At 45.1% G+C, this 20105-nt stretch carries 17 protein-coding genes; 11 read left to right on the top strand and 6 right to left on the bottom strand.

Annotation, left to right across the window (positions count from 1 at the left end; all coding sequences use genetic code 11):
* Nucleotides 1-32: 32 nt before the first annotated feature.
* From gnd to VNE01S_RS19450, 3 genes are all read left to right on the top strand, one after another.
* Nucleotides 33-1481 (top strand): decarboxylating NADP(+)-dependent phosphogluconate dehydrogenase, encoded by a 1449-nt coding sequence (gene gnd, locus VNE01S_RS09555; protein ID WP_053395029.1) that lies wholly within the window; start codon nucleotides 33-35, stop codon nucleotides 1479-1481.
* A gap of 86 nt (nucleotides 1482-1567) precedes the next feature.
* Nucleotides 1568-1882 carry a DUF4144 family protein gene (locus VNE01S_RS09550; RefSeq protein WP_053395030.1) on the top strand — a complete coding sequence of 105 codons (315 nt, stop codon included), beginning with the start codon at nucleotides 1568-1570 and terminating at the stop codon, nucleotides 1880-1882.
* Between the two features lie 348 nt (nucleotides 1883-2230).
* Nucleotides 2231-2368 carry a hypothetical protein gene (locus VNE01S_RS19450; RefSeq protein ID WP_169773942.1) on the top strand — a complete coding sequence of 46 codons (138 nt, stop codon included), beginning with the start codon at nucleotides 2231-2233 and terminating at the stop codon, nucleotides 2366-2368.
* Between the two features lie 85 nt (nucleotides 2369-2453).
* Here VNE01S_RS19450 and VNE01S_RS09545 read toward each other — a convergent pair whose 3' ends face one another.
* The 3 genes from VNE01S_RS09545 to VNE01S_RS09535 all read right to left on the bottom strand — a co-directional run bounded on the left by VNE01S_RS09545 (nucleotide 2454) and on the right by VNE01S_RS09535 (nucleotide 6412).
* Nucleotides 2454-3929: a methyl-accepting chemotaxis protein gene (locus VNE01S_RS09545; RefSeq protein WP_053395031.1), complete on the bottom strand. Its 1476-nt coding sequence runs from the start codon at nucleotides 3927-3929 to the stop codon at nucleotides 2454-2456.
* A gap of 13 nt (nucleotides 3930-3942) precedes the next feature.
* Nucleotides 3943-4467, bottom strand: a complete 525-nt coding sequence (locus VNE01S_RS09540) for a PAS domain-containing protein (RefSeq protein WP_053395032.1) — start codon at nucleotides 4465-4467, stop codon at nucleotides 3943-3945.
* A gap of 175 nt (nucleotides 4468-4642) precedes the next feature.
* Nucleotides 4643-6412: a sigma-54-dependent Fis family transcriptional regulator gene (locus tag VNE01S_RS09535; protein WP_053395033.1), complete on the bottom strand. Its 1770-nt coding sequence runs from the start codon at nucleotides 6410-6412 to the stop codon at nucleotides 4643-4645.
* A 319-nt stretch (nucleotides 6413-6731) separates the two neighbouring features.
* On the opposite strand from VNE01S_RS09535, the gene exaC reads away from it, so the two are divergent.
* Nucleotides 6732-8252, top strand: coding sequence for an acetaldehyde dehydrogenase ExaC (exaC, locus tag VNE01S_RS09530; protein WP_053395034.1), 1521 nt, complete (start codon nucleotides 6732-6734; stop codon nucleotides 8250-8252).
* A 96-nt stretch (nucleotides 8253-8348) separates the two neighbouring features.
* Here the strand turns inward: exaC and VNE01S_RS09525 are convergent, their stop codons facing one another.
* Both VNE01S_RS09525 and VNE01S_RS09520 read right to left on the bottom strand, forming a co-directional pair.
* Nucleotides 8349-9113, bottom strand: coding sequence for a sulfite exporter TauE/SafE family protein (locus VNE01S_RS09525; protein ID WP_053395035.1), 765 nt, complete (start codon nucleotides 9111-9113; stop codon nucleotides 8349-8351).
* A 105-nt stretch (nucleotides 9114-9218) separates the two neighbouring features.
* Nucleotides 9219-10049 carry a DUF6279 family lipoprotein gene (locus VNE01S_RS09520; RefSeq protein ID WP_053395036.1) on the bottom strand — a complete coding sequence of 277 codons (831 nt, stop codon included), beginning with the start codon at nucleotides 10047-10049 and terminating at the stop codon, nucleotides 9219-9221.
* Nucleotides 10050-10330: 281 nt separating this feature from the next.
* On the opposite strand from VNE01S_RS09520, the gene VNE01S_RS09515 reads away from it, so the two are divergent.
* Together VNE01S_RS09515 and VNE01S_RS09510 are read left to right on the top strand one after the other, a co-directional pair.
* Complete coding sequence (locus VNE01S_RS09515) at nucleotides 10331-12829, top strand: bifunctional diguanylate cyclase/phosphodiesterase (protein ID WP_053395037.1); 2499 nt, start codon at nucleotides 10331-10333, stop codon at nucleotides 12827-12829.
* 144 nt (nucleotides 12830-12973) lie between these two features.
* Nucleotides 12974-14566, top strand: coding sequence for a BCCT family transporter (locus VNE01S_RS09510; RefSeq protein WP_053395038.1), 1593 nt, complete (start codon nucleotides 12974-12976; stop codon nucleotides 14564-14566).
* 29 nt (nucleotides 14567-14595) lie between these two features.
* On the opposite strand, the gene VNE01S_RS09505 is transcribed toward VNE01S_RS09510, so the two are convergent.
* Nucleotides 14596-15321, bottom strand: coding sequence for a UTRA domain-containing protein (locus VNE01S_RS09505; protein ID WP_053395039.1), 726 nt, complete (start codon nucleotides 15319-15321; stop codon nucleotides 14596-14598).
* Nucleotides 15322-15531: 210 nt separating this feature from the next.
* Between VNE01S_RS09505 and VNE01S_RS09500 the strand changes: the two genes are divergently transcribed.
* The 5 genes from VNE01S_RS09500 to VNE01S_RS09480 are packed head-to-tail and all read left to right on the top strand — an operon-like array spanning nucleotide 15532 to nucleotide 20105.
* On the top strand, nucleotides 15532-16599 hold the full coding sequence (locus VNE01S_RS09500) for an ABC transporter substrate-binding protein (RefSeq protein ID WP_053395040.1): 1068 nt from the start codon (nucleotides 15532-15534) through the stop codon (nucleotides 16597-16599).
* 9 nt (nucleotides 16600-16608) lie between these two features.
* Nucleotides 16609-17415: an alkaline phosphatase family protein gene (locus VNE01S_RS09495; protein WP_053395041.1), complete on the top strand. Its 807-nt coding sequence runs from the start codon at nucleotides 16609-16611 to the stop codon at nucleotides 17413-17415.
* Nucleotides 17412-18314, top strand: a complete 903-nt coding sequence (locus VNE01S_RS09490; RefSeq protein WP_053395042.1) for an ABC transporter permease — start codon at nucleotides 17412-17414, stop codon at nucleotides 18312-18314. Before VNE01S_RS09495 ends, VNE01S_RS09490 begins: the two co-directional genes overlap by 4 nt.
* Complete coding sequence (locus VNE01S_RS09485; protein WP_053395043.1) at nucleotides 18301-19086, top strand: ABC transporter permease; 786 nt, start codon at nucleotides 18301-18303, stop codon at nucleotides 19084-19086. The genes VNE01S_RS09490 and VNE01S_RS09485 overlap by 14 nt, the downstream gene beginning before the upstream one ends.
* Nucleotides 19086-20105, top strand: a complete 1020-nt coding sequence (locus VNE01S_RS09480; protein ID WP_053395044.1) for an ABC transporter ATP-binding protein — start codon at nucleotides 19086-19088, stop codon at nucleotides 20103-20105. The genes VNE01S_RS09485 and VNE01S_RS09480 overlap by 1 nt, the downstream gene beginning before the upstream one ends.

Below are 20105 nucleotides of genomic sequence, written 5' to 3'. Positions count from 1 at the left end.
GCGCATCCATTAAAGAAAATTGGAGAGAAATAATGAAAGGTGATATCGGTGTAATTGGCCTAGCAGTTATGGGTCAAAACCTTATCCTAAACATGAACGACCACGGCTTTAAAGTGGTGGCTCACAACCGTACTGCAGCTAAAGTAGACGAGTTCCTGGAAGGTCCAGCGAAAGGCACTAACATCATCGGTGCATACTCTCTAGAAGAACTAGTAGAAAAGCTAGAAGCGCCACGTAAAGTGATGCTAATGGTTCGCGCAGGTGAAGTTGTAGACAAGTTCATCGAAGCTCTAGTCCCTCTACTAGATAAGGGCGACATCATCATCGACGGTGGTAACACAAACTACCCAGATACAAACCGTCGTGTTGCTGCACTACGCGAAAAAGGCATCCACTTCATCGGTACTGGTGTATCTGGTGGCGAAGAAGGTGCACGTTTTGGTCCATCTATCATGCCTGGCGGCGCTCCAGAAGCTTGGGAAGCGGTTAAGCCTATCTTCCAAGGTATCTCTGCAAAAACTGACGCTGGCGAGCCTTGTTGTGACTGGGTTGGTAACGATGGTGCAGGTCACTTCGTTAAGATGGTTCACAACGGCATCGAATACGGCGACATGCAGCTGATCACGGAAGCTTACCAGTTCATGAAAGATGGCCTTGGTATGTCTGCTGACGAAATGCAGGCTGTGTTTGCAGAGTGGGACAAAACTGAACTAAACAGCTACCTTGTTGAAATCACAGCTGACATCCTTGGCTACAAAGATGAAGACGGTGAACCTCTAGTAGAGAAGATCCTAGACACTGCCGGCCAAAAAGGTACTGGTAAATGGACGGGTATCAACGCGCTAGACTTAGGTATTCCTCTAACGCTGATCTCTGAATCTGTATTCTCTCGTTGCCTGTCTGCACTGAAAGACCAACGTGTTGAAGCTGAGAAACTGTTCGGCAAGACAATCACGCCAGTTGAAGGTGATAAGCAAGAATGGGTTGACGCGCTACGTCAGGCTCTTCTAGCGTCTAAGATCATCTCTTACGCTCAAGGCTTTATGCTAATGCGCGAAGCGTCTAACGAAAACGGTTGGGACCTAAACTACGGTAACGTTGCGCTAATGTGGCGTGGTGGTTGTATCATCCGTTCTGCGTTCCTAGGTAACATCCGTGATGCGTACGAAGCTAACCCAGATCTAGCATTCCTAGGTTCTGATGATTACTTCAAAGGCATCCTACAAAACAGCCTAGTAGCGTGGCGTAAAGTGGCAGCTAAGTCTCTAGAAGCAGGCATCCCAATGCCATGTACGACTTCTGCACTAACGTTCCTAGACGGTTACACAACAGCTCGTCTTCCAGCGAACCTACTGCAAGCTCAACGTGACTACTTCGGTGCTCACACATACGAGCGTATCGACCAAGAACGTGGCCAATTCTTCCACACTAACTGGACAGGTACAGGCGGCGATACAGCGTCTACGACTTACGACGTTTAATTCGCACAATTTAACGCTGTTTGTTTAACGTTAAAGCGCACTACTCAGGTAGTGCGTTTTTGTATGGTCTAACTGAGGGGAAAAAGATGGTCCATTGGCCAGGAATATTGAAGCTCGACGGAGATGATGAGCTAATCTACATTGCCGATCACGAGGCATTCATGTGTGAATGCAATGAGATGATATTGCAAGAACGCGATAAGCTAATTGACTGCGAAGGTCAAACTTATCTCATTGATATTAAAAATGAAGAGCAGCCACTTCAACTTTGTGAAACTAGATTAAGTGTCTCGCAAGTTACCTCTCTTATCCAAGAGCATGAGTTTGCAAACGCTCAGGTTTGTATCATTAAAATACAGTTTACGTCTATTGAGCAGGCCATCAAAGCAGTGGCAAACTGACTCCTTTACCCCTGACTTTCCTGAAGTAAAACTAGCGGACAGAAAATATTTCGCTTAGTTTTTCAACAAAACCTCTTTCCATCTTCTCTTATGATCGAGTAAAATTCCGCCCCTTATTCTGCTTGAAAAGCAAAAAGCAGTGGATCATAACCCCCTGTCAGGCTGTTGCAGATACATTGAATTTTAAGGTGGAGGCAGGGTGAGTCGTACTACCATGCACTACTCCTAGCTCTACTCGATGACGGAGGATGCCATTCAAGCGGCCCTCCTATATTTTAAATCCGCGATACGCATAGAGGCGTGTCCTCTCCTCTTAGGGAAGGTAAATTGGTTAACTGAGGTTCTACGATGACTATTAATAAGTACTTTGTTTTTGTTCCACAAGCTGAGGAATACAAATTAAAAAAGGAAAATGAATTGGTATCTGAGAAGGAAACTCAACGTCAGGCACTGGTAAAGAAGGCACAACAAGACGGTGGTTTATAAAGCTGTGCTCTGAAAAAGTCGCAATGAAAAAGGAGTACTTTGAGTACTCCTTTTTGTCTACTTGGTTTGGTACAAACCTCGACGTTTATCTTGCGTGTTTTTCTGCAACCACATCCGTAATTGCATTGACAACCCCAAGGCTTGCATCTTCGGCTTTTTCAACCGAAGCGAGTAATTCACTCAGTACTTCATCATCATTCAGCCAATCTTGCTTAACCAAATCCATCGCTGCATGAACGTTGGCATGAACGGCTGCGTGGCTTGATTCCATACGTTTATAAGAACTCAAATGACGGAAAGAATCGTACCCTTGGCCATTGTAGTACCACTGACCTAGGCGGCAATTAAAGTGATCCACTTTAACCGCATCGGCTTCTGCCCCTTGACCATTCTTCTCTAACGCGATGTAACCATTTTGCATGTACACAATGTGATCAAGTTTAACCAGAGAAGCAAATGACATATCTTTGGTCGCATTCGCTAACTGAATTGTCTCTTCCGATGCAATGGCTACCTTATCAAAACTGTCGTGGAAGTGTTCCACTTCAGTCGTAACAATGCTGGTTTGCTCAGCAACTTCACTCGTCTGCGATACGACTTCATCAATTCTGCCTGTCAGCGAGTGGATGGTTTGGCTAATATCTTGTGTAGATTGTCGCGTCCTGTCTGCAAGCAAACGAACTTCGTCCGCAACCACAGCGAACCCACGCCCGACTTCACCAGCCCTAGCTGCTTCAATCGCGGCATTAAGTGCCAACAAGTTTGTCTGTTCAGCAATATTGGTAATGACATCGATGGTTTCAGAAATGCGGCCACTCTCTTCACCCAAGGCTTGGGCCGTAGACTCCATACTTTGCATGCAAGATGTCATGCTTGCTAACGCCACGCGAATTTTCTCTGCCAGCTCTCGACTTTCTTCTGCACCATCTCGGCTTTGCGTTGCAATATTCAGCACGTCATCCATTTTACTCGACAGGTTAACCAACTCTGCTTGGTTGTTTTTCAGGTTGCCAAGCAGGTTGCTGGTATTGATTCGGTGCAGCTCACTCTTCAGTCGATTTTGTCGACCAAAAATATTCACCTGATGCATCGACTCAATCGCTTCGTTCACCTCTTTCATTGTATTGGCGAAGTCTTGCGGCATGCCATCTGGCATCAGCTTACGGTAGTACTTACCTTTGCCCGTCGCTTCAAAGCTGTTCGCCAGCTCTCTTGAGTTGGTTTCAATAATATCGAGAAAGTCATTGAGCGCCCATGCCACAAAACCTATTTCACCCAAGCCTTTTGTTTCAGTAATACGTACGTGCGTTTTGCCGCTTTTTGCCAAGACTAATGCTTTATGAATACGATCTAACGTTGCCAATGGGCGTGTGTAATCCACATACGCGTAAACCGCGAACATCACAGCAAAGGCAACAATCACTGCTTCATAGCTGGTGAAACCATGGTAGTACACGCTGAACGCGTACATGGTTAAAATCGCGATAACAAATACAATACAGATGATCAGAAATTTCTGCCGTAAAAGAGGCACATTCTTACTGGCGTGTTGTTTTTCCATCGTGTCCTCTCCTTTAGCGGTGTTTATTATACAAATCGATAATAAACTCTTCGTAGCTCACGCCGTGAAGCTCTTTTACGTTCGCCACCATTGCATTCCATGATGCCGCAGGCGCAGCGCCACGCTCGGTACTACGCTCAATCGCATTCATTTCAGCATAGATTTTTTCTATTTCTTCTTTAGCTCGGCGAGGAACGGTACGGCGCACTGAAAAATAGCCGACAAGCTTGCCATCTTCGTAATCTGGGGTGACATTGGCGAATACCCAGTAGTAACCACCGTCTGACGTGGTGTTTTTTACAAACCCGAAGAACTCTTCGCCCGACTTTAGCGTTTCCCATAAGCCATGAAACACACCGCGTGGCATATCTGGATGGCGAATAATATTGTGATGTTGCCCTAATAGAGCACTTTCTGGATAGTTTGACACTCGCATGAAAACGCGGTTAGCGTATACGATACGTCCTTGTGTATCAGTCTTAGAGACGATGAACTCATCGCTCCCAAAGCTGACTTCTTGGTTTGATAGGCTAGACAAGGTTTTATCCCTAACGGAAACATGGAATATAGTTGCGCACAGGATAAACTCTTCATAACCATTCGCAAGATGTAAACTAACATAAGGTTATGTATATCAATTTTTTATAATCGTTAAGTTTATAATTTGTGCAAATATGCAGTCCTAAACTCACTTAACGTCACATTACAACTGGCTATTTCTTTGAGCGAATCATCCCCAATGCTTTAAGTTTGCGATATATCGTATTACGACTGACACCCAATACGCGGGACACTTTACTGATATTCCCATCATGGGCATTGTAGACATCGATAAGAGTATTATTCACCGCCGACTTCAAATCCGTTGAACTATGCACGCTTTGTGCATTTTCACTCTTTTCAAGCAAGAGTTTAGCGAGGTGGCTTGGAATATGCTCTAAACGGAGTTCCTCTTCATCCCCTCCAATCAAACAGCTGACCTTGAGCAAATTATCGAGCTCTCGTAAATTACCAGGCCAATCATAATGACTGAGTAAGGTAAGAAGTGCCGGAGATATTACCTGCTGGCCCTCACTATGCTTAGTATGGATAGCATGAATGATCTCTTGTTTATCTTGTCTTTCTCTTAAAGCTGGTAGATTAATGACAAGGCCATTGAGTCGATAGAACAGATCTTGCCGAAATAGGCCCTGCGCGACTAGTGTTTCTAAATCTTGGTGGGTAGCAGCAATGATTTGGATGTCGACACAGTGACTTTCAGTAGAACCAACGGGCACCACGACCTTTTCCTGTAACACAGAAAGCAGACGGCACTGAGATTCGAGCGGCATTTCACCGATTTCATCCAGGAATAAAATACCTTTATCGGCCTGACGAATACGCCCTAAATACCCTTTTGCACTTGCACCAGTAAATGCTCCTGGCGCGTGTCCAAAGAGTTCGGACTCAATCAAGTCTTTAGGCAATGCACCACAGTTGACCGTCACTAGCGCCTCTTTTCGTCTATTACTGTTTTTGTGCAGCGCTTTAACAAACTCGCCTTTTCCAACCCCCGTTTCACCCAGTATGAGAAGGCTAATGTCTTTTCCCAATACTCGATTCGCTTGTTGCCAAGCGGTTTCAATACGGTGTTCACCGAAGTGGAGATCGCTAGACTCACTCACTAACTTACTACGAGGACGTTTCTTTCTTAAAGCACGCTGCTCAAACACCAGGCCACCGCTTTCTTTTGACTCATCCAGTAATTGATCAATGGAAGCACCTAAAAGGCTTGGAGTCGCGATCAATTGAGAGGCCAGTTGATTATGTGCGACGATTTGCCCCCCTTCGTTGGCGATGATAATGCCTTGCCAGCCAGAGCTAAGAACGGATTTATCCATTGCTAGGTCTATCTGAGTCACGCCTTCAGGAATCTGTGAGAGCAAACGGTTTTCAACCAGTTGCACCATATTCTGAACCAGCAGTTGTGCTGTCACATCATGTTCGGCTTGCTCGCTCGTCACATCCAAAACACCCACTAACTCACCTTTATGATTCAGTAACGGGCTTGCAGAACAGCTAATAAAGCGATGATGCTTGATATAGTGCTGGTTACCCACGACAGTCACGGCTTTTTTATCATGCAGTGCCGTGCCGATAGCATTCGTGCCTTTTAAACGTTCTTGCCAACACGCACCTGAGCTAAGAGCAATCGCAGTCAGTTTATCGCGGAATCTGTCTTGCCCCCAGCTAGCGACAATCACACCTTCGGCATCGGTTAGAAGCAAACGGCTATCACTTCGCGCAAACACTTGATTGAACAGTGGCAAAGCGCATTCTTCTACCGCTTCAATAACATGCTGCGCATCAAATCGTCTCTGCTCCATAATGGCCCCGGTGAGTACAACATCATCAGGCTTTTTTATTTCTCTTAAGCCTGCTTCTCGACTTCGGGTCCAAGATGACGCTAACCAATCACTGTTATGTAAAGTCTGTAATTCCATACCTGTTCCACTTCTGAGCATTTTCAGTGTGTCATTTTGGAACACTTGAACATCTTATTAGCCATTCTCTCAGCCCAGACATTCACCAAACAACACCGCGTAAGCACTGTTAACTCTAGCCCTTCACCAAATTCACAACAAGTTTTTAACAACTGGCCTGTGATTTGCGTTACCTATTATGAACAAAAAAATGCACCACGAGTGCTTGTAGCGTTTTAAGTGAGTCGTTGCTCAATTTAGACCTTAACTAACGTGATCGAAAACTTGCTTAGAACGGTATCGAAAAAAAACATGAACGAGAAACAATAAGGATATTTCTATGATTTACGCACAACCAGGTAGCCCTGAATCTGTAGTTCAGTTTAAAACACACTACGACAACTTTATTGGTGGTGAATGGGTGAAACCGGTAGGTGGGGAGTATTTTGATAACATTTCTCCAGTGAATGGCCAGCCTTACTGTAAAGTTGCACGCTCTGGTGAGGCCGATATCGCTCTAGCATTAGATGCTGCTCACAAGGTAAAAGCTTCTTGGGCGACAACCAGTGTTACTGAACGCTCTAACCTTCTGCTTAAAATTGCGGATCGCATTGAAGAGAACCTTGAAGAACTGGCAGTCGCTGAAACATGGGAAAACGGTAAACCGGTACGTGAAACGCTAGCTGCGGATCTTCCTTTGGTTGTTGACCATTTCCGTTACTTTGCAGGCTGTATTCGCGCACAAGAAGGTAGCGCAGCAGAACTTGATGCCACCACGGCAAGCTACCACTTCCCAGAGCCAATCGGTGTGGTTGGTCAAATCATTCCTTGGAACTTCCCGATGCTAATGGCGGCTTGGAAACTGGCTCCAGCACTGGCAGCGGGTTGCTGTATCATCCTAAAACCGGCGGAGCAAACACCGACTTCAATTTTGGTGCTTATGGAAAAAATTGGCGATCTACTGCCTGCTGGTGTACTCAACGTGGTTAACGGCTATGGTCGTGAAGCAGGTCAAGCACTCGCTACAAGCAATCGCATCGCAAAATTGGCCTTTACCGGCTCAACGCAAGTGGGTAACCACATCCTAAAATGCGCGGCTGACAATCTTATTCCATCGACTGTAGAGCTTGGTGGCAAGTCTCCAAACATCTACTTTGCAGACATCTTCGATCATGAAGACGAATACCTAGATAAATGTATTGAAGGCACCTTGCTTGGCTTCTTTAACCAAGGTGAGGTATGTACATGCCCTTCACGCGTTCTCGTGCACGAAGCGATTTACGATAAGTTCGTAGCGAAACTGACTGAGCGTGCAAAACTCATTCAACAAGGTAATCCGCTAGATACGGATACTCAAGTCGGCGCTCAAGCCTCTCAGGAGCAGTTCGATAAGATCCTAAGTTATCTTGAAATTGGCCGCCAAGAAGGGGCAAAAGTCGTATTTGGTGGTGGCGTTTCTGAACAGCCAGAATCGATCAACCAAGGTTACTACATTCAGCCAACCATGCTGGAAGGCCACAACAAGATGCGTATCTTCCAAGAAGAGATCTTTGGCCCTGTTATCGCAATTACGAAGTTCAAAGATGAAGCGGAAGCACTGGAAATCGCTAACGACACAGAATATGGCTTAGGCGCGGGTGTTTGGACACGTGATGCGAACGTTGCCTACCGTATGGGCCGTAAGATTGAAGCAGGCCGTATCTGGATCAACTGCTACCATGCCTACCCTGCGCATGCCGCATTTGGTGGTTATAAGAAATCGGGCATCGGACGTGAAACACACAAAATGATGCTAGATCACTACCAAAACACTAAGAACTTGCTGATCAGCTACGATGTGAATCCACTAGGGTTCTTCTAATACGATGATTAATAGCGTTATTTGATAAACAAAAGGAGCGTCGTCAGGACGCTCCTTTTTATTTATAACGCTCACCGCAGAAGCTTTATTCCTTACTTACCAGTAGACATCAATAAAGAAATAAATCGTCATCGAAATACTAGATAAAGCGATAAATGTGCGTACATGCTGCTGCTTAATGTTTCTCGAAATACTTGCGGCCACATAACCACCCAGCAAAGTTCCAGCCATGACGACACTGCCCCTGCTCCAATCAATCACACCTTCGGTCACAAAAATGGCGATAGCCACCAGCGAAACGCTCGAAGAAACCAACAGCTTGAGGCCATTCATTTGGTTAATGTCTTTGTACCCTGCCAGTACAAGGTAGCTGAGTACTATCACTCCAAGACCTGCGTTAAAAAAACCACCGTACGCCGATACTAACACCAGACACAAAGCGAGGACTACGGTCCCCCAGCGCGAACTAATTGAAGCTCGCTGGGCAAGTTTTGTTGCAAAGTAACTAATCTGCTGGCCAAAAATGAACAGTAAAGTCGCAAACAACAATAGCCATGGAATTGCTTCCAAAAACAACGACTCCGTAATATTAAGCAGTAAGTAGGCCCCAATAACGCCCCCCACAAGGCTCCATATCACGGTAAAGATAATCACTTCTGGGTGCTTAGCAATGTCTTTTCTAAAGCCATAAGCGCCGCTGATGTAACCCGCACAAACAGCAAACGTGTTGGTAGCATTAGCAGCAATCGGGGGAATCCCTACAAATAAAAGCGCAGGAAAAGTAATAAAGCTCCCGCCACCCGCCACACTATTTAAAACGCCGCCCAGTATCCCTGCGACAAACAACAGTATCCATTCCATAATTTTTAATCTGTTTATTTTTTGTCACAACAATGTAACCCACTGTATTGAGTGAGTAAATATTGAACAGAAGTAGAAAACCGGAATAACGCGTGTGAAAACCACTTAACGCAGTGAAAGTACCACCTCTTTCCAGTCCTTTAGCTCGCTACGATAATACTCAACCTGCTCATGCGTAGCGGACTGAACCATTCGCACAAAATGTTTTTCAGAAATGGTTTGGTTGTACTCACGTTTTTGCATAAATGCGGAAGAAAAGTAGCTTTGTGGTTCAAAAAGCAGTTGCTTTAAATGTTGAGGGAAATAAGCCTGATCTTTGCGATGTTCCAAGAGCTTATTGATCTCTATACGCATTTTGATCTGATGATTAATCCAGTCTGGCTGCGTGATTAAGATCTCTTGGCTCCATTGGTCAATGATCTGGCGCTGTTCATCGGTGAGACTACCGAACCACTCTTCAAAATTTTCTTCGAGCTTTTCCGCATATACAGACTGAATCTCATCAGGAGATAAATCTTGGTATTTCTTTTTATATCTTGTGTGCCTGACCCGAATGTTATTCATTAACTCTTCGGCTTGTTCATCACTTAGCTGTTTCGCCAAATCAAGGATGTCGGGTTCGAGTTTCACCAACAGTCGGTTGCTATGTGCTTGCAGCTTTTGCCTGTGCTGCTGTAAATCCTTACGCGAAAAATTTTTCGGATTCAGAGCGATCAGTTCATCCAAATGATCAATATAGAGAGGAAGTTCACTACGTGTATGCCAATGCATCAGTTGCTTGATCTTATCTCGCACCACGGTCTCTTGCTCATCATTCAGCTCAACAAAGTCTTCCATATATCGAATCGCTAGCCAATCGAGTTTGTTGTAGATGAACTTGGTGCTACAGCCGACCACAAGCAAACACAGCGCCACTATTATTCCCCAACCTTTCATAATCCTCACCTATAAGACTCACAGCGTCATTTGACTCTTACTATAGAAATATAGTGCTACCACTTTGCGGTTCTCAAACTACTAAACCGGTTATTGACCAGATAATTGTGATTTGACTCCAATTAAATAGCCCTCAAAATTGATTTACCCCAATTAAAATGCAATTCGTTGAACGTAAACGAGTTGGACTCAGATCATTTACTTGCTATTGATATAATTATTTTGCAATACTCTCTCGCTTAATAATAATTCTCTGTTATCAATAGGATCGTACTTCGTTAATGGATGAGCTAACCGACAAAAAGTTGCTTAACTTAATCACTTATGCACCAGCAACGATCGTTGGCGCTTTCTTTCTGTTCTGGATGGTTCTTTCAGTAACAGACTTGGTAATAAGCTCCAAGGAAGAACTGCTAGAGTTCCAAGAAGAGTACCAGCAACGACAAAACACCATCCTAACGAAACAAGTTGAGTATGTCGCTCAACAAGTCAAGTTTGCTCGTTTGCAAACAGAGCATCAGCTTGAGAATACGATCCAAAATAGAATTCATGAAGCGCACAAGATTGCGACGCGCTTGTATGAAAGCAACAAACATCTCCCAGAAGAACAAGTCACCAAAATTATCACCGATGCTCTGCGCGTCATGCGGTTCAATGAAGGGCGTGGTTATTTCTTCATTTATAAGATGAACGGCATCAATGTGATGCACCCTCTATTACCCCAAGTCGAGGGAACGTCATTGTGGGATTACCAAGACTCACGTGGCAACTACATTGTCCGCGACATGGGTAAAGATGTTAAAAAGCATGGTGAAGCCTTTTATCGTTGGTGGTTCGTTAAGCCAGACAACAAAGAAAAACAGTTTGAAAAAATCGGCTTTGGCCAGTACTTCGAGCCTTACGACTGGTACATCGGTACTGGTGATTACGTTGTTGATGTCGAAAATGACATTAAAAAGACCGTACTTAAATGGATTAAGAATTTGCGCTTCGGCGAATTCGGCTACGTACTCGTCTTAGATGCTGACGGTACTGTGTTGTCCCACATAAACTCTGATGTGATTGGTAAAAAGGCACTGGAGTTGGTCTCTCCTGACCAAGTAAAAAGTACAAAGCAACTGCTAAACGCAAACAATACGTTCGTCGAGTACCACGACATTTATCAGCCTGACACCGTTTCAGACAACACGAAAACCAGCTATGTCATCAAGGAATCTTCATGGGACTGGAGTATTAGTGCGGGAGTGTACAACGAGCGGAGTAATCGAGTGCTAGCTCAACGACAAGCCAAAATGGAAGAAGAGCAGCACAGGGCAATAATCCAAATGATCATCATTGGTAGTGCAGCGACACTTATTGTTGCACTTTGTTCTTTGGCGCTGAGTAAAGTCATTGCCAAACGATTCACACGTTTTCAGGCACGTATCAATACCAACTTCCATCAGCTTCAAGATGCAAAAGATAAGCTTGAGTATTTAGCACGCCATGATGAACTCACGGGCCTTCCTAACCGCTCACTACTTCATGAACAAATCTCACAAGGTATTAAAAACTCTGCGCGCAACTGTCAAATGCTGGCGGTCATGTTTGTAGATTTAGATGATTTTAAAAAGGTCAACGATGTTTATGGCCACACAGCGGGCGATCAACTATTAACTGAAATCGGCAAAAAGTTTGAGTCTTTCCTTGAACCTGGTGAGTTTGTTGCACGATTTGGTGGCGATGAATTCATTTTCTGTTTCCCTTACTTAACGAGCTTAACAGCCGCAAGCAATAAGGTTGAACAGATCAAAAATGTTTTCCAAAGCCAGTTTACGCTTGAGGGCAAGATGCTCCATGCAAGCTGTTCCATCGGCGTTTCCATGTTCCCAACCGATGGCTATGAGCCTGAAGATTTAATCTCCAAAGCCGACATTGTACTTTATAAATCAAAAGCTCGTCAGAAAGGCGATGTACTGTTTTATGACAGCGCAATCAACCAGCAAGTACAACATGACTTTTTACTTGAGCATGAACTTAGACATGCGATTGAACGCGGTGAACTCTCTGTTGCCTACCAGCCACAAATCGAAGCCAAAACAGGCAAGCTTTACGGCGTAGAGGCGTTAATCAGATGGCACAACCCGCAACTGGGCCATGTGTCGCCGTTTGAGTTTATTGCGCTCGCGGAAGAGATTGGGCTTGTCGACCAATTGGGTGAGTTTGTCTTGCATAGAGCGTGTGACGATATCGGACGTTTGTTCCCAACATCGCAAAGTGATCTTAGGCTTTCGGTGAACATTTCCCCGATGCAGTTGATGAGTGCCAATTTTGTTCCGCACCTGCAAAGTGTCGTCGCACAGCATAATCTGCCAAGCAGTCGAATTACGCTTGAGATCACTGAAAACGTGCTAATAAACGATTTACCAAAAGTGACGCCAATCATCGCACGCTTGAAAGAGCTTGGGTTTGCGATCTCACTGGACGACTTTGGTACTGGCTACTCTTCACTCAGTTATTTGAATACCTTGTCGTTGGATGAACTCAAGATTGACCGTAGCTTTGTCGATAAGATGTTGAGCTCAGAACAGAGCAACTCACTTGTTAAAGCCATACTCGCCATCGCTGAGTCTTCAGACATGATGGTGGTGGCAGAAGGCGTCGAAACTGACGTCCAAAAACAAATATTAATCGATTATGGCTGTGATTTCCTTCAAGGCTACTTGATTGATAAGCCGCTGCCAATTGAGCAACTGAATGAAAAATATGCCGTAAAATATTTAGAACTCGAAGAAATTTAAATCATCTAAAGATCGAAGCGATTTTTGTAAATACGTGTGTTATCATCGCCCAACTTTGACACACCTCACGGTTTTTATAAAATTCGATGAGGATAAATGCACGTTTTGTTGTTATCGACAATCCACAAAATAGCGAACTTTTAGATGTCTAACATTACGCAGTCAGTCAACGGTATCTCTTCTTCTGTTGATACGACGGCTACCTCAACTTCTAAACCCTCTAACTTAATCAAAAAACTCGAACTCAATAACCCTGTCTTCTGGATCAGTGGTAGCTTCCTTACTTTGTTTGTATTGCTTGCTATCTCCAACTCTACAGGGCTAACTCACCTAGTTAACACTGGTTTTGGATACGCAACTAAGTACTTTGGCGCATTTTGGCAAGTACTTCTTCTGCTTAATTTCCTTGTAGGTCTTGTCATCGCGTTCGGCCGTACTGGCTATGTGCGCTTGGGCGGCCTATCCATGCCGGATATCGACACGTTTAAGTGGCTATCCATTATTCTATGTACGCTGCTGGCTGGCGGCGGCGTCTTCTGGGCGGCAGCGGAGCCTATTGCCCACTTTGTGACAGCTCCACCTCTCTACGGTGAGGCGTCATCTCCGAAAAACGCAGCAATCAACGCGCTATCTCAGTCCTTTATGCATTGGGGCTTCCTTGCTTGGGCGATTCTTGGCTGTTTATCTTCCGTTGTGTTAATGCACTTGCATTACGACAAAGGATTACCACTAAAACCACGTACCCTGCTTTACCCAATCTTCGGTGACAAAGCAATCAACGGTTGGATCGGTACAGTCACAGATGCATGCAGCATTATTGCTGTTGCTGCTGGTACAATTGGACCTATTGGTTTCTTGGGCCTACAGATAAGTTACGCGCTTAACTCGCTGTTTGGGCTGCCAGATACCTTTATCACTCAGTCTATGGTGGTACTTTTTGCCATCGCGATGTACACATTGTCTGCATTGAGTGGCGTAAGCCGCGGTATTCAAATCATCAGCCGCTACAACATTATTCTGTCAGTAGCACTTGTCGGCTATATCCTGTTCTTTGGCCCAACAAGCTTTATTGTTGACGGTTATGTCCAGGGTGTTGGTCGTATGGTTGATAACTTCTTCCCAATGGCGTTGTTCCGCGGTGATACCGGTTGGTTGAGCTGGTGGACGGTATTCTTCTGGGGATGGTTTATTGGTTATGGCCCAATGATGGCAATCTTCATTGCACGCATCTCTCGTGGTCGTACAATTCGCCAATTGATTTTATCTGTCAGTATTGCTGCACCATTAATCACCTGTTTCTGGTTTAGCATTGTTGGCGGTAGTGGATTGGCATTCGAGCTAGACAACCCAGGCCTTATCTCTGGTGCGTTCGAAGGGTTTAACCTTCCAGCGGTATTACTAGCTGTTACGGCTGAATTGCCGTTCCCGATGATCGTTGCTGTTCTGTTCCTGATCCTGACCACCACGTTTATCGTAACCACTGGTGACTCAATGACATACACGATCAGTGTTGTGATGACAGGTACAACAGAGCCAAATGCGGTTATTCGCTCTTTCTGGGGTGTCATTATGGGTGTGGTGGCTATTGCACTGATTTCGATGGGATCTGGCGGTATTTCTGCGCTGCAATCATTCATCGTGATCACAGCGGTTCCAGTATCATTCATCCTTGTGCCAAGTATTTGGAAAGCGCCTAAGATCGCCAACCAAATGGCAAAAGACCAAGGTATTATTTAAGTTAATAGGCTCTCCCTCCAAGGAGAGCCTTATTTTTCACTGTCGATTCGGATAACCACAGCATCTGGTCGCCAATATTCGAACTCGCAATCCATCAGCTCGCCATCCTGCTTATAGTTCACCCGACAAATCTTCAAGACTGGTTGTCCCTCAGCCAAGTTCAACGCTTTAGCAACATGTGCAGGCGCGGAGGTTGGAATAACGTCAAACCGTGAACGCTTGGTTTCATAGCCGTATTTTTCGCGGAATAACCCCGTTAAAGAGAGTGTGAGGTTCTCAGATAAAATGCCCTCAAACAGATCCGCCTTTAAGACGTTTTCGACAAACAACACGGCTCGACCATCAATGTACCTAAGACGTTCAATCACATGCACTTTCGTTATCACTGCTAACTCTAGTGCTTTTGCGTATTCCTCTTCTGCCAGCTCAGTACGAACATCAATAAGCTTAGTTTCCGCTATGCGGTGCTGTTCGCGAATCATTTGATGAAAGTGGGAGCGTGACAGTGGATTATATTGAATACGCTCAGGCGAAACATACCAACCTCGTCTCTCCTCACGATAAATGAGTCCTTCCGTTTCTAAAGAAATTAAGGCGTCTTTAATCGTAATTCTGGTGGTTGAAAATAGCTCGCTCAGCTCCCTTTCTGAAGGTAACTTTTGCCCTTCGACCATTACCCCTGCCACAATTTGCTTTCTCAAGCTGTTTTTTATTCTGCTCAATTGTGTAGTAGGCGCTACTGCTTGTGTACGCATCCCTGACCTAGTCCAATGAAATATTTACCTCAAATTAGTCCATTCGGATAACAAAAATATGACAGAAACTAATCACTTATAAAAACGACGTTTGAAATATTTTCGACATTAAAGTGCACTAAAACTGTCAAATTAGTAGCAATAAAACGTCACATTCTATCCATAGCATACAAAATGAACTTACTGACCTAGTCCAGAAGGATAGAGACAATGAAAACTTTGCTGAGTCGTTCAACTGCACTCTCTGCAGCACTACTGACCACAACCTTTGCTACACACTCTTTCGCGAAAGATGCGGATCTCCAATCACTGATAGAAGCCGCGCAAAAAGAAGGGGCGGTATACAGTGTCGGAATGCCAGACAGCTGGGCAAACTGGAAAGGAACATGGGCTGATTTGCAGTCAAACTACGGCCTAAAGCACCAAGATACTGACATGAGCTCAGCTCAAGAAATAGCCAAGTTCGAAGCCGAGAAGAAAAAAGCCACAGCGGATATCGGTGATGTCGGCTTTGCCTTTGCTCGCGTTGCGGTTAAAAAAGGGGTCACTCAACCATACAAGCCAACAACATGGAGCGAAATTCCCGATTGGGCAAAAGATAAAGATGGTCATTGGGCGTTAGCTTACACGGGCACCATTTCTTTTATTGCCAACAACAACCTAGTCGAAAACGCACCTAAATCATGGGATGACTTACTAAAAGGTGATTACAAAGTGACTGTGGGAGATGTCGGTGTTGCTGCGCAAGCCAATAACGCCGTTTTAGCTGCTGCATTTGCTAAAGGTGGTGATGAATCCAACTTAAAACCTGCACTTAAATTCTTTGGTGAGCTAGCAAAACAAAACCGCCTGTCATTTACTGATCCAAGCATTGCGAACCTTGAGAAAGGCGAAGTGGAAGTGGCCATCATGTGGGACTTCAACGCGTTAAACTACCGTGACCAAATTGACCGCGAACGCTTTACTGTCACCATCCCCCAAGATGGCTCTGTCATCTCGGGTTACACCACCATCATCAATAAATACGCGCAAAACCCGAATGCAGCAAAATTGGCTCGTGAATACATTTTCAGTGACCAAGGCCAAGTCAATCTAGCCGAAGGCTACGCGCGCCCAATCCGCAGTAGCGTGACGCTGCCTAAATCAGTGCAAGACAAACTTATCTCTAGCGATCAGTACACTAATGTGCACCCAGTGACTGACTTTAAATCGTGGGAAAAATCAGCGCGTAAGCTGCCACGTCAATGGCAAGAAAGCGTTCTAATCCACCAGCAATAAGAGGTCATCATGAGCAATAAGGTTATCCTTGTTGTTCTAGACGGACTGAATTATCAGGTAGCTCGTAACTGTATGGGCTACCTTAACGGTCTTTTAGAACAACAGCGCGCCACACTTTACCCAGTTCAATGTGAACTGCCATCCATGTCCAGACCCCTGTATGAATGCATCTTGACTGGAGTTCGCCCGATCGACAGCGGCATTGTTAACAACAATATTGTGCGTTTGTCGAATCAAGACTCGATTTTCAGTTTGGCGAAGTCGCAAGGTAAAGTGACGGCGGCAGCTGCATATCATTGGGTAAGCGAGCTATACAATATAGCGCCATACAACGCAATACGTGACCGCGTAACAAAAGATGAGTCACTGAATATCCAATATGGCTGTTTCTACCACTGGGATCACTACCCTGATGAAGCCCTGTTCTTGGATGCAGAACACCTGCGCCGCACGTATCAGCCCGATTTTTTGCTCATCCATCCGATGAATATCGATGATATTGGGCATAAGCATGGTCTTGATTCTCGCCAATACCGAAATAGCGCACGCGGCGCTGATATCCATTTGTCAAATTACATCGACCAGTGGCTGGAAGACGGTTACCAGATCATCGTCACCAGTGACCACGGTATGAATAACGACTTATCTCACGGTGGGATTCTGCCTGAAGAACGGGAAGTCCCTTTCTTCGTCATAGGCGATAAGTTCACCCACCAAGAGTGCCAAGTTAACCAGACAGATATTTGCGGTATCGTCTGTCAGTTGCTTGGGATCGATCACAACAAACCCTACACTCAGGAATTGTTAGCACTATGAGCAGTTCTGCGATAACACAAACGCGTGCCGTAGCCCAAACGACTCGTATTAGCTTGCTGAGACGTTTTAAACCTTTAGTTTGGCTCACGCCTTTCGCGTTGTTTTTCTATCTTTTTCAGTTAGCCCCGATGATTTGGGTGTTCGTTAATAGCTTTATCTATGAAGAAGAGTTCTCGTTTGAAAACTACCTAGAGATCCTAGATTCTAGTTTTATGATGCAAGCCTTTGGCAACAGCTTATGGCTTGCTGTCTGGTCGAGCTTGATCGGCTTGGCGATTGCGACTCTGCTGGTCTCTTCGCTGCGTCGTGTCGACTCAAAAATCCGCGACGGCGTGATTGCATTTACCAATATGAGCAGCAACTTTGCTGGTGTCCCGCTTTCATTCGCTTTCATCATTATTTTGGGTACCAATGGCGCGATCACACTGCTACTCAAACAATACGGGCTGCTGGGTGATTTTGACCTTTACGGGAAATGGGGATTACTGGCGATCTATGTCTACTTCCAGATCCCACTCGCAGTATTACTGCTCTACCCAGCATTCGATGCATTAAGTGATGATTGGCAATCCGCCGCTGCCTTGTTGGGCGCAAAAGCATCTCAATATTGGGCAAAGATAGCACTACCTGTGCTTTCTCCTGCTCTGCTTGGTACCTTTATTATCTTAATAGCCAACGCCATTGGTGCTTACGCAAGTGTCTATGCACTTACATCTGGCAACTACAACGTCATTACGATTCGAATCGCGAGTTTAGTTTCTGGAGATTTGTTTTTAGAGCCCAATTTAGCCGCCGCCATTTCGGTGCTGTTGATGATCCTGCTTGCTTTCATCACCATGATTAACCAATGGCTTATTGCTAAAAGCTACGCAGGGAAGAAAACCAATGCAAAACACTAATACCCGATTTCATAAAGGCGTGGTATACACCGTCGTTGGCATTATGCTGATCCCAATTATCGCCACCTTTATCTATTCTTTATCGTCACGCTGGGGCGCAACCATATTGCCAGATGGTTTTACCTTTGACTGGTATGCCAAACTACTCACCGATCCACGATTCATGGATGCTTTTGGACGTTCTCTGTTTATCTGCATTGCAGCACTAGCGTTAAGTGTCATTCTGGTTTTACCCGCAATTTTCGTCGTGTTTTATTACTTTCCCAAGTTAGACAAACTGATGAACCTGCTGATCTTGCTGCCATTTGCCGTACCTCCTGTCGTTTCATCGGTGGGGCTGCTTCAGCTTTATGCGGACAGCGAGATTTCGCTTATCGGCACACCGTGGATCTTAATTGGTACCTACTTCACCATCGCGTTGCCATTTATGTATCGCGCTATCGCCAATAGTTTTGAAGCCATTAATCTGCATGACCTGATGGACGCCGCGCACTTGCTCGGAGCCAATACCTTCCAAGCATTTTTGCTCGTCGTGTTACCTAACTTGAAAAAAGGGTTAATGGCATCGCTATTTTTGTCATTTTCGTTCCTGTTGGGAGAGTTCGTGTTTGCCAACATCCTCGTCGGGACACGCTACGAAACCCTGCAAATCTACCTGTACAACATGCGTCAAACCAGTGGTCATTTTACCTCAGCACTGGTCATGACCTACTTTCTGTTTATTTTCTTACTGACTTGGCTGGCAAGCCGTTTTAGCCGAGGAGTTCAATAATGAGTTACGTAACCGCAAAACAACTGACCAAATCATTCGGTAACAACACCGTCTTTGAAGACATTCAATTTGAGATTGAAAGAGGGGAATTCATTACCCTACTTGGGCCAAGTGGATGCGGAAAATCCACTTTGCTACGCAGCCTGGCAGGGCTCAACCCGGTCGATAAGGGCGAAATTTGGGTAGATGGAGAAGAAATCACCCATCAAATCCCCCAAGAGCGCGGTATTGGTATGGTATTTCAGTCTTATGCCCTTTTCCCGAACATGACGGTAGAAGCAAACATTGGGTTTGGCCTGAAAATGAAAAAGTTACCTGCCGATACCATTCAGCATGAAGTCGCCAAAGTTATTGAACTGGTGGATCTGCAAGGGAAGGAGAAGCACTATCCACACCAATTGTCTGGCGGACAGCGTCAGCGCGTTGCCTTAGCCCGCGCTTTGGTTGTGAAACCACGTATTTTACTGCTGGATGAACCACTTTCCGCTTTGGATGCCAAAATCCGCAAGCATCTACGTCAGCAAATCCGTGATATTCAGAAGGAGATGAACCTGACCACCATTTTTGTCACGCACGATCAAGAAGAAGCCATGATCATGTCTGACCGAATCTTCCTAATGAATCAGGGAGAAATCGTTCAGGCGGGAACGCCAGAAGAAATTTACACTCAACCCGCTAACGAATTTGTTGCTGGTTTTATGGGTCACTACAACCTGGTTGAAGCCCGCGAGGCCAAAACTCTGTTCAACTTAGACACAGATTCGAAAGTCGCGATTCGCCCCGAATCCATCTACGTCAAAGAACAAGGCCGCCAGTACGGCAGCCATATTTCAGCACCACAACCTGCGATTATTAAGAACCATCAATTACTCGGAAACGTAATTCGCTATCAGGTCGATGTGAAAAATTGTGAACTGACGGTCGATTTACTCAACCGTTCTTCAGAGCGACTACTGGCCAATGGTAGCCAGCTAGAGTTATTGTTTAACCTAAACGAAATCCAGCCAGTGAGAGTCTGA

The organism is Vibrio nereis NBRC 15637, from assembly GCF_001591105.1.
GTDB lineage: Bacteria > Pseudomonadota > Gammaproteobacteria > Enterobacterales > Vibrionaceae > Vibrio > Vibrio nereis.
The sequence above is the reverse complement of the archived record's forward strand: the minus strand, read 5'-3'. Positions and strand labels throughout refer to the sequence as shown.

Bases quoted from the DNA above. Each gene is read 5' to 3' on its own strand.
- VNE01S_RS09500 (WP_053395040.1), top strand. From the start codon at position 15,532: ATGAAAACTTTGCTGAGTCGTTCAACTGCACTCTCTGCAGCACTACTG.
- exaC (WP_053395034.1), top strand. From the start codon at position 6,732: ATGATTTACGCACAACCAGGTAGCCCTGAATCTGTAGTTCAGTTTAAA.
- VNE01S_RS09550 (WP_053395030.1), top strand. From the start codon at position 1,568: ATGGTCCATTGGCCAGGAATATTGAAGCTCGACGGAGATGATGAGCTA.
- VNE01S_RS09505 (WP_053395039.1), bottom strand. From the start codon at position 15,321: ATGCGTACACAAGCAGTAGCGCCTACTACACAATTGAGCAGAATAAAA.
- VNE01S_RS19450 (WP_169773942.1), top strand. From the start codon at position 2,231: ATGACTATTAATAAGTACTTTGTTTTTGTTCCACAAGCTGAGGAATAC.
- VNE01S_RS09485 (WP_053395043.1), top strand. From the start codon at position 18,301: ATGCAAAACACTAATACCCGATTTCATAAAGGCGTGGTATACACCGTC.
- VNE01S_RS09535 (WP_053395033.1), bottom strand. From the start codon at position 6,412: ATGGAATTACAGACTTTACATAACAGTGATTGGTTAGCGTCATCTTGG.
- VNE01S_RS09510 (WP_053395038.1), top strand. From the start codon at position 12,974: ATGTCTAACATTACGCAGTCAGTCAACGGTATCTCTTCTTCTGTTGAT.
- VNE01S_RS09490 (WP_053395042.1), top strand. From the start codon at position 17,412: ATGAGCAGTTCTGCGATAACACAAACGCGTGCCGTAGCCCAAACGACT.
- gnd (WP_053395029.1), top strand. From the start codon at position 33: ATGAAAGGTGATATCGGTGTAATTGGCCTAGCAGTTATGGGTCAAAAC.
- VNE01S_RS09545 (WP_053395031.1), bottom strand. From the start codon at position 3,929: ATGGAAAAACAACACGCCAGTAAGAATGTGCCTCTTTTACGGCAGAAA.
- VNE01S_RS09520 (WP_053395036.1), bottom strand. From the start codon at position 10,049: ATGAAAGGTTGGGGAATAATAGTGGCGCTGTGTTTGCTTGTGGTCGGC.
- VNE01S_RS09495 (WP_053395041.1), top strand. From the start codon at position 16,609: ATGAGCAATAAGGTTATCCTTGTTGTTCTAGACGGACTGAATTATCAG.
- VNE01S_RS09525 (WP_053395035.1), bottom strand. From the start codon at position 9,113: ATGGAATGGATACTGTTGTTTGTCGCAGGGATACTGGGCGGCGTTTTA.
- VNE01S_RS09515 (WP_053395037.1), top strand. From the start codon at position 10,331: ATGGATGAGCTAACCGACAAAAAGTTGCTTAACTTAATCACTTATGCA.
- VNE01S_RS09480 (WP_053395044.1), top strand. From the start codon at position 19,086: ATGAGTTACGTAACCGCAAAACAACTGACCAAATCATTCGGTAACAAC.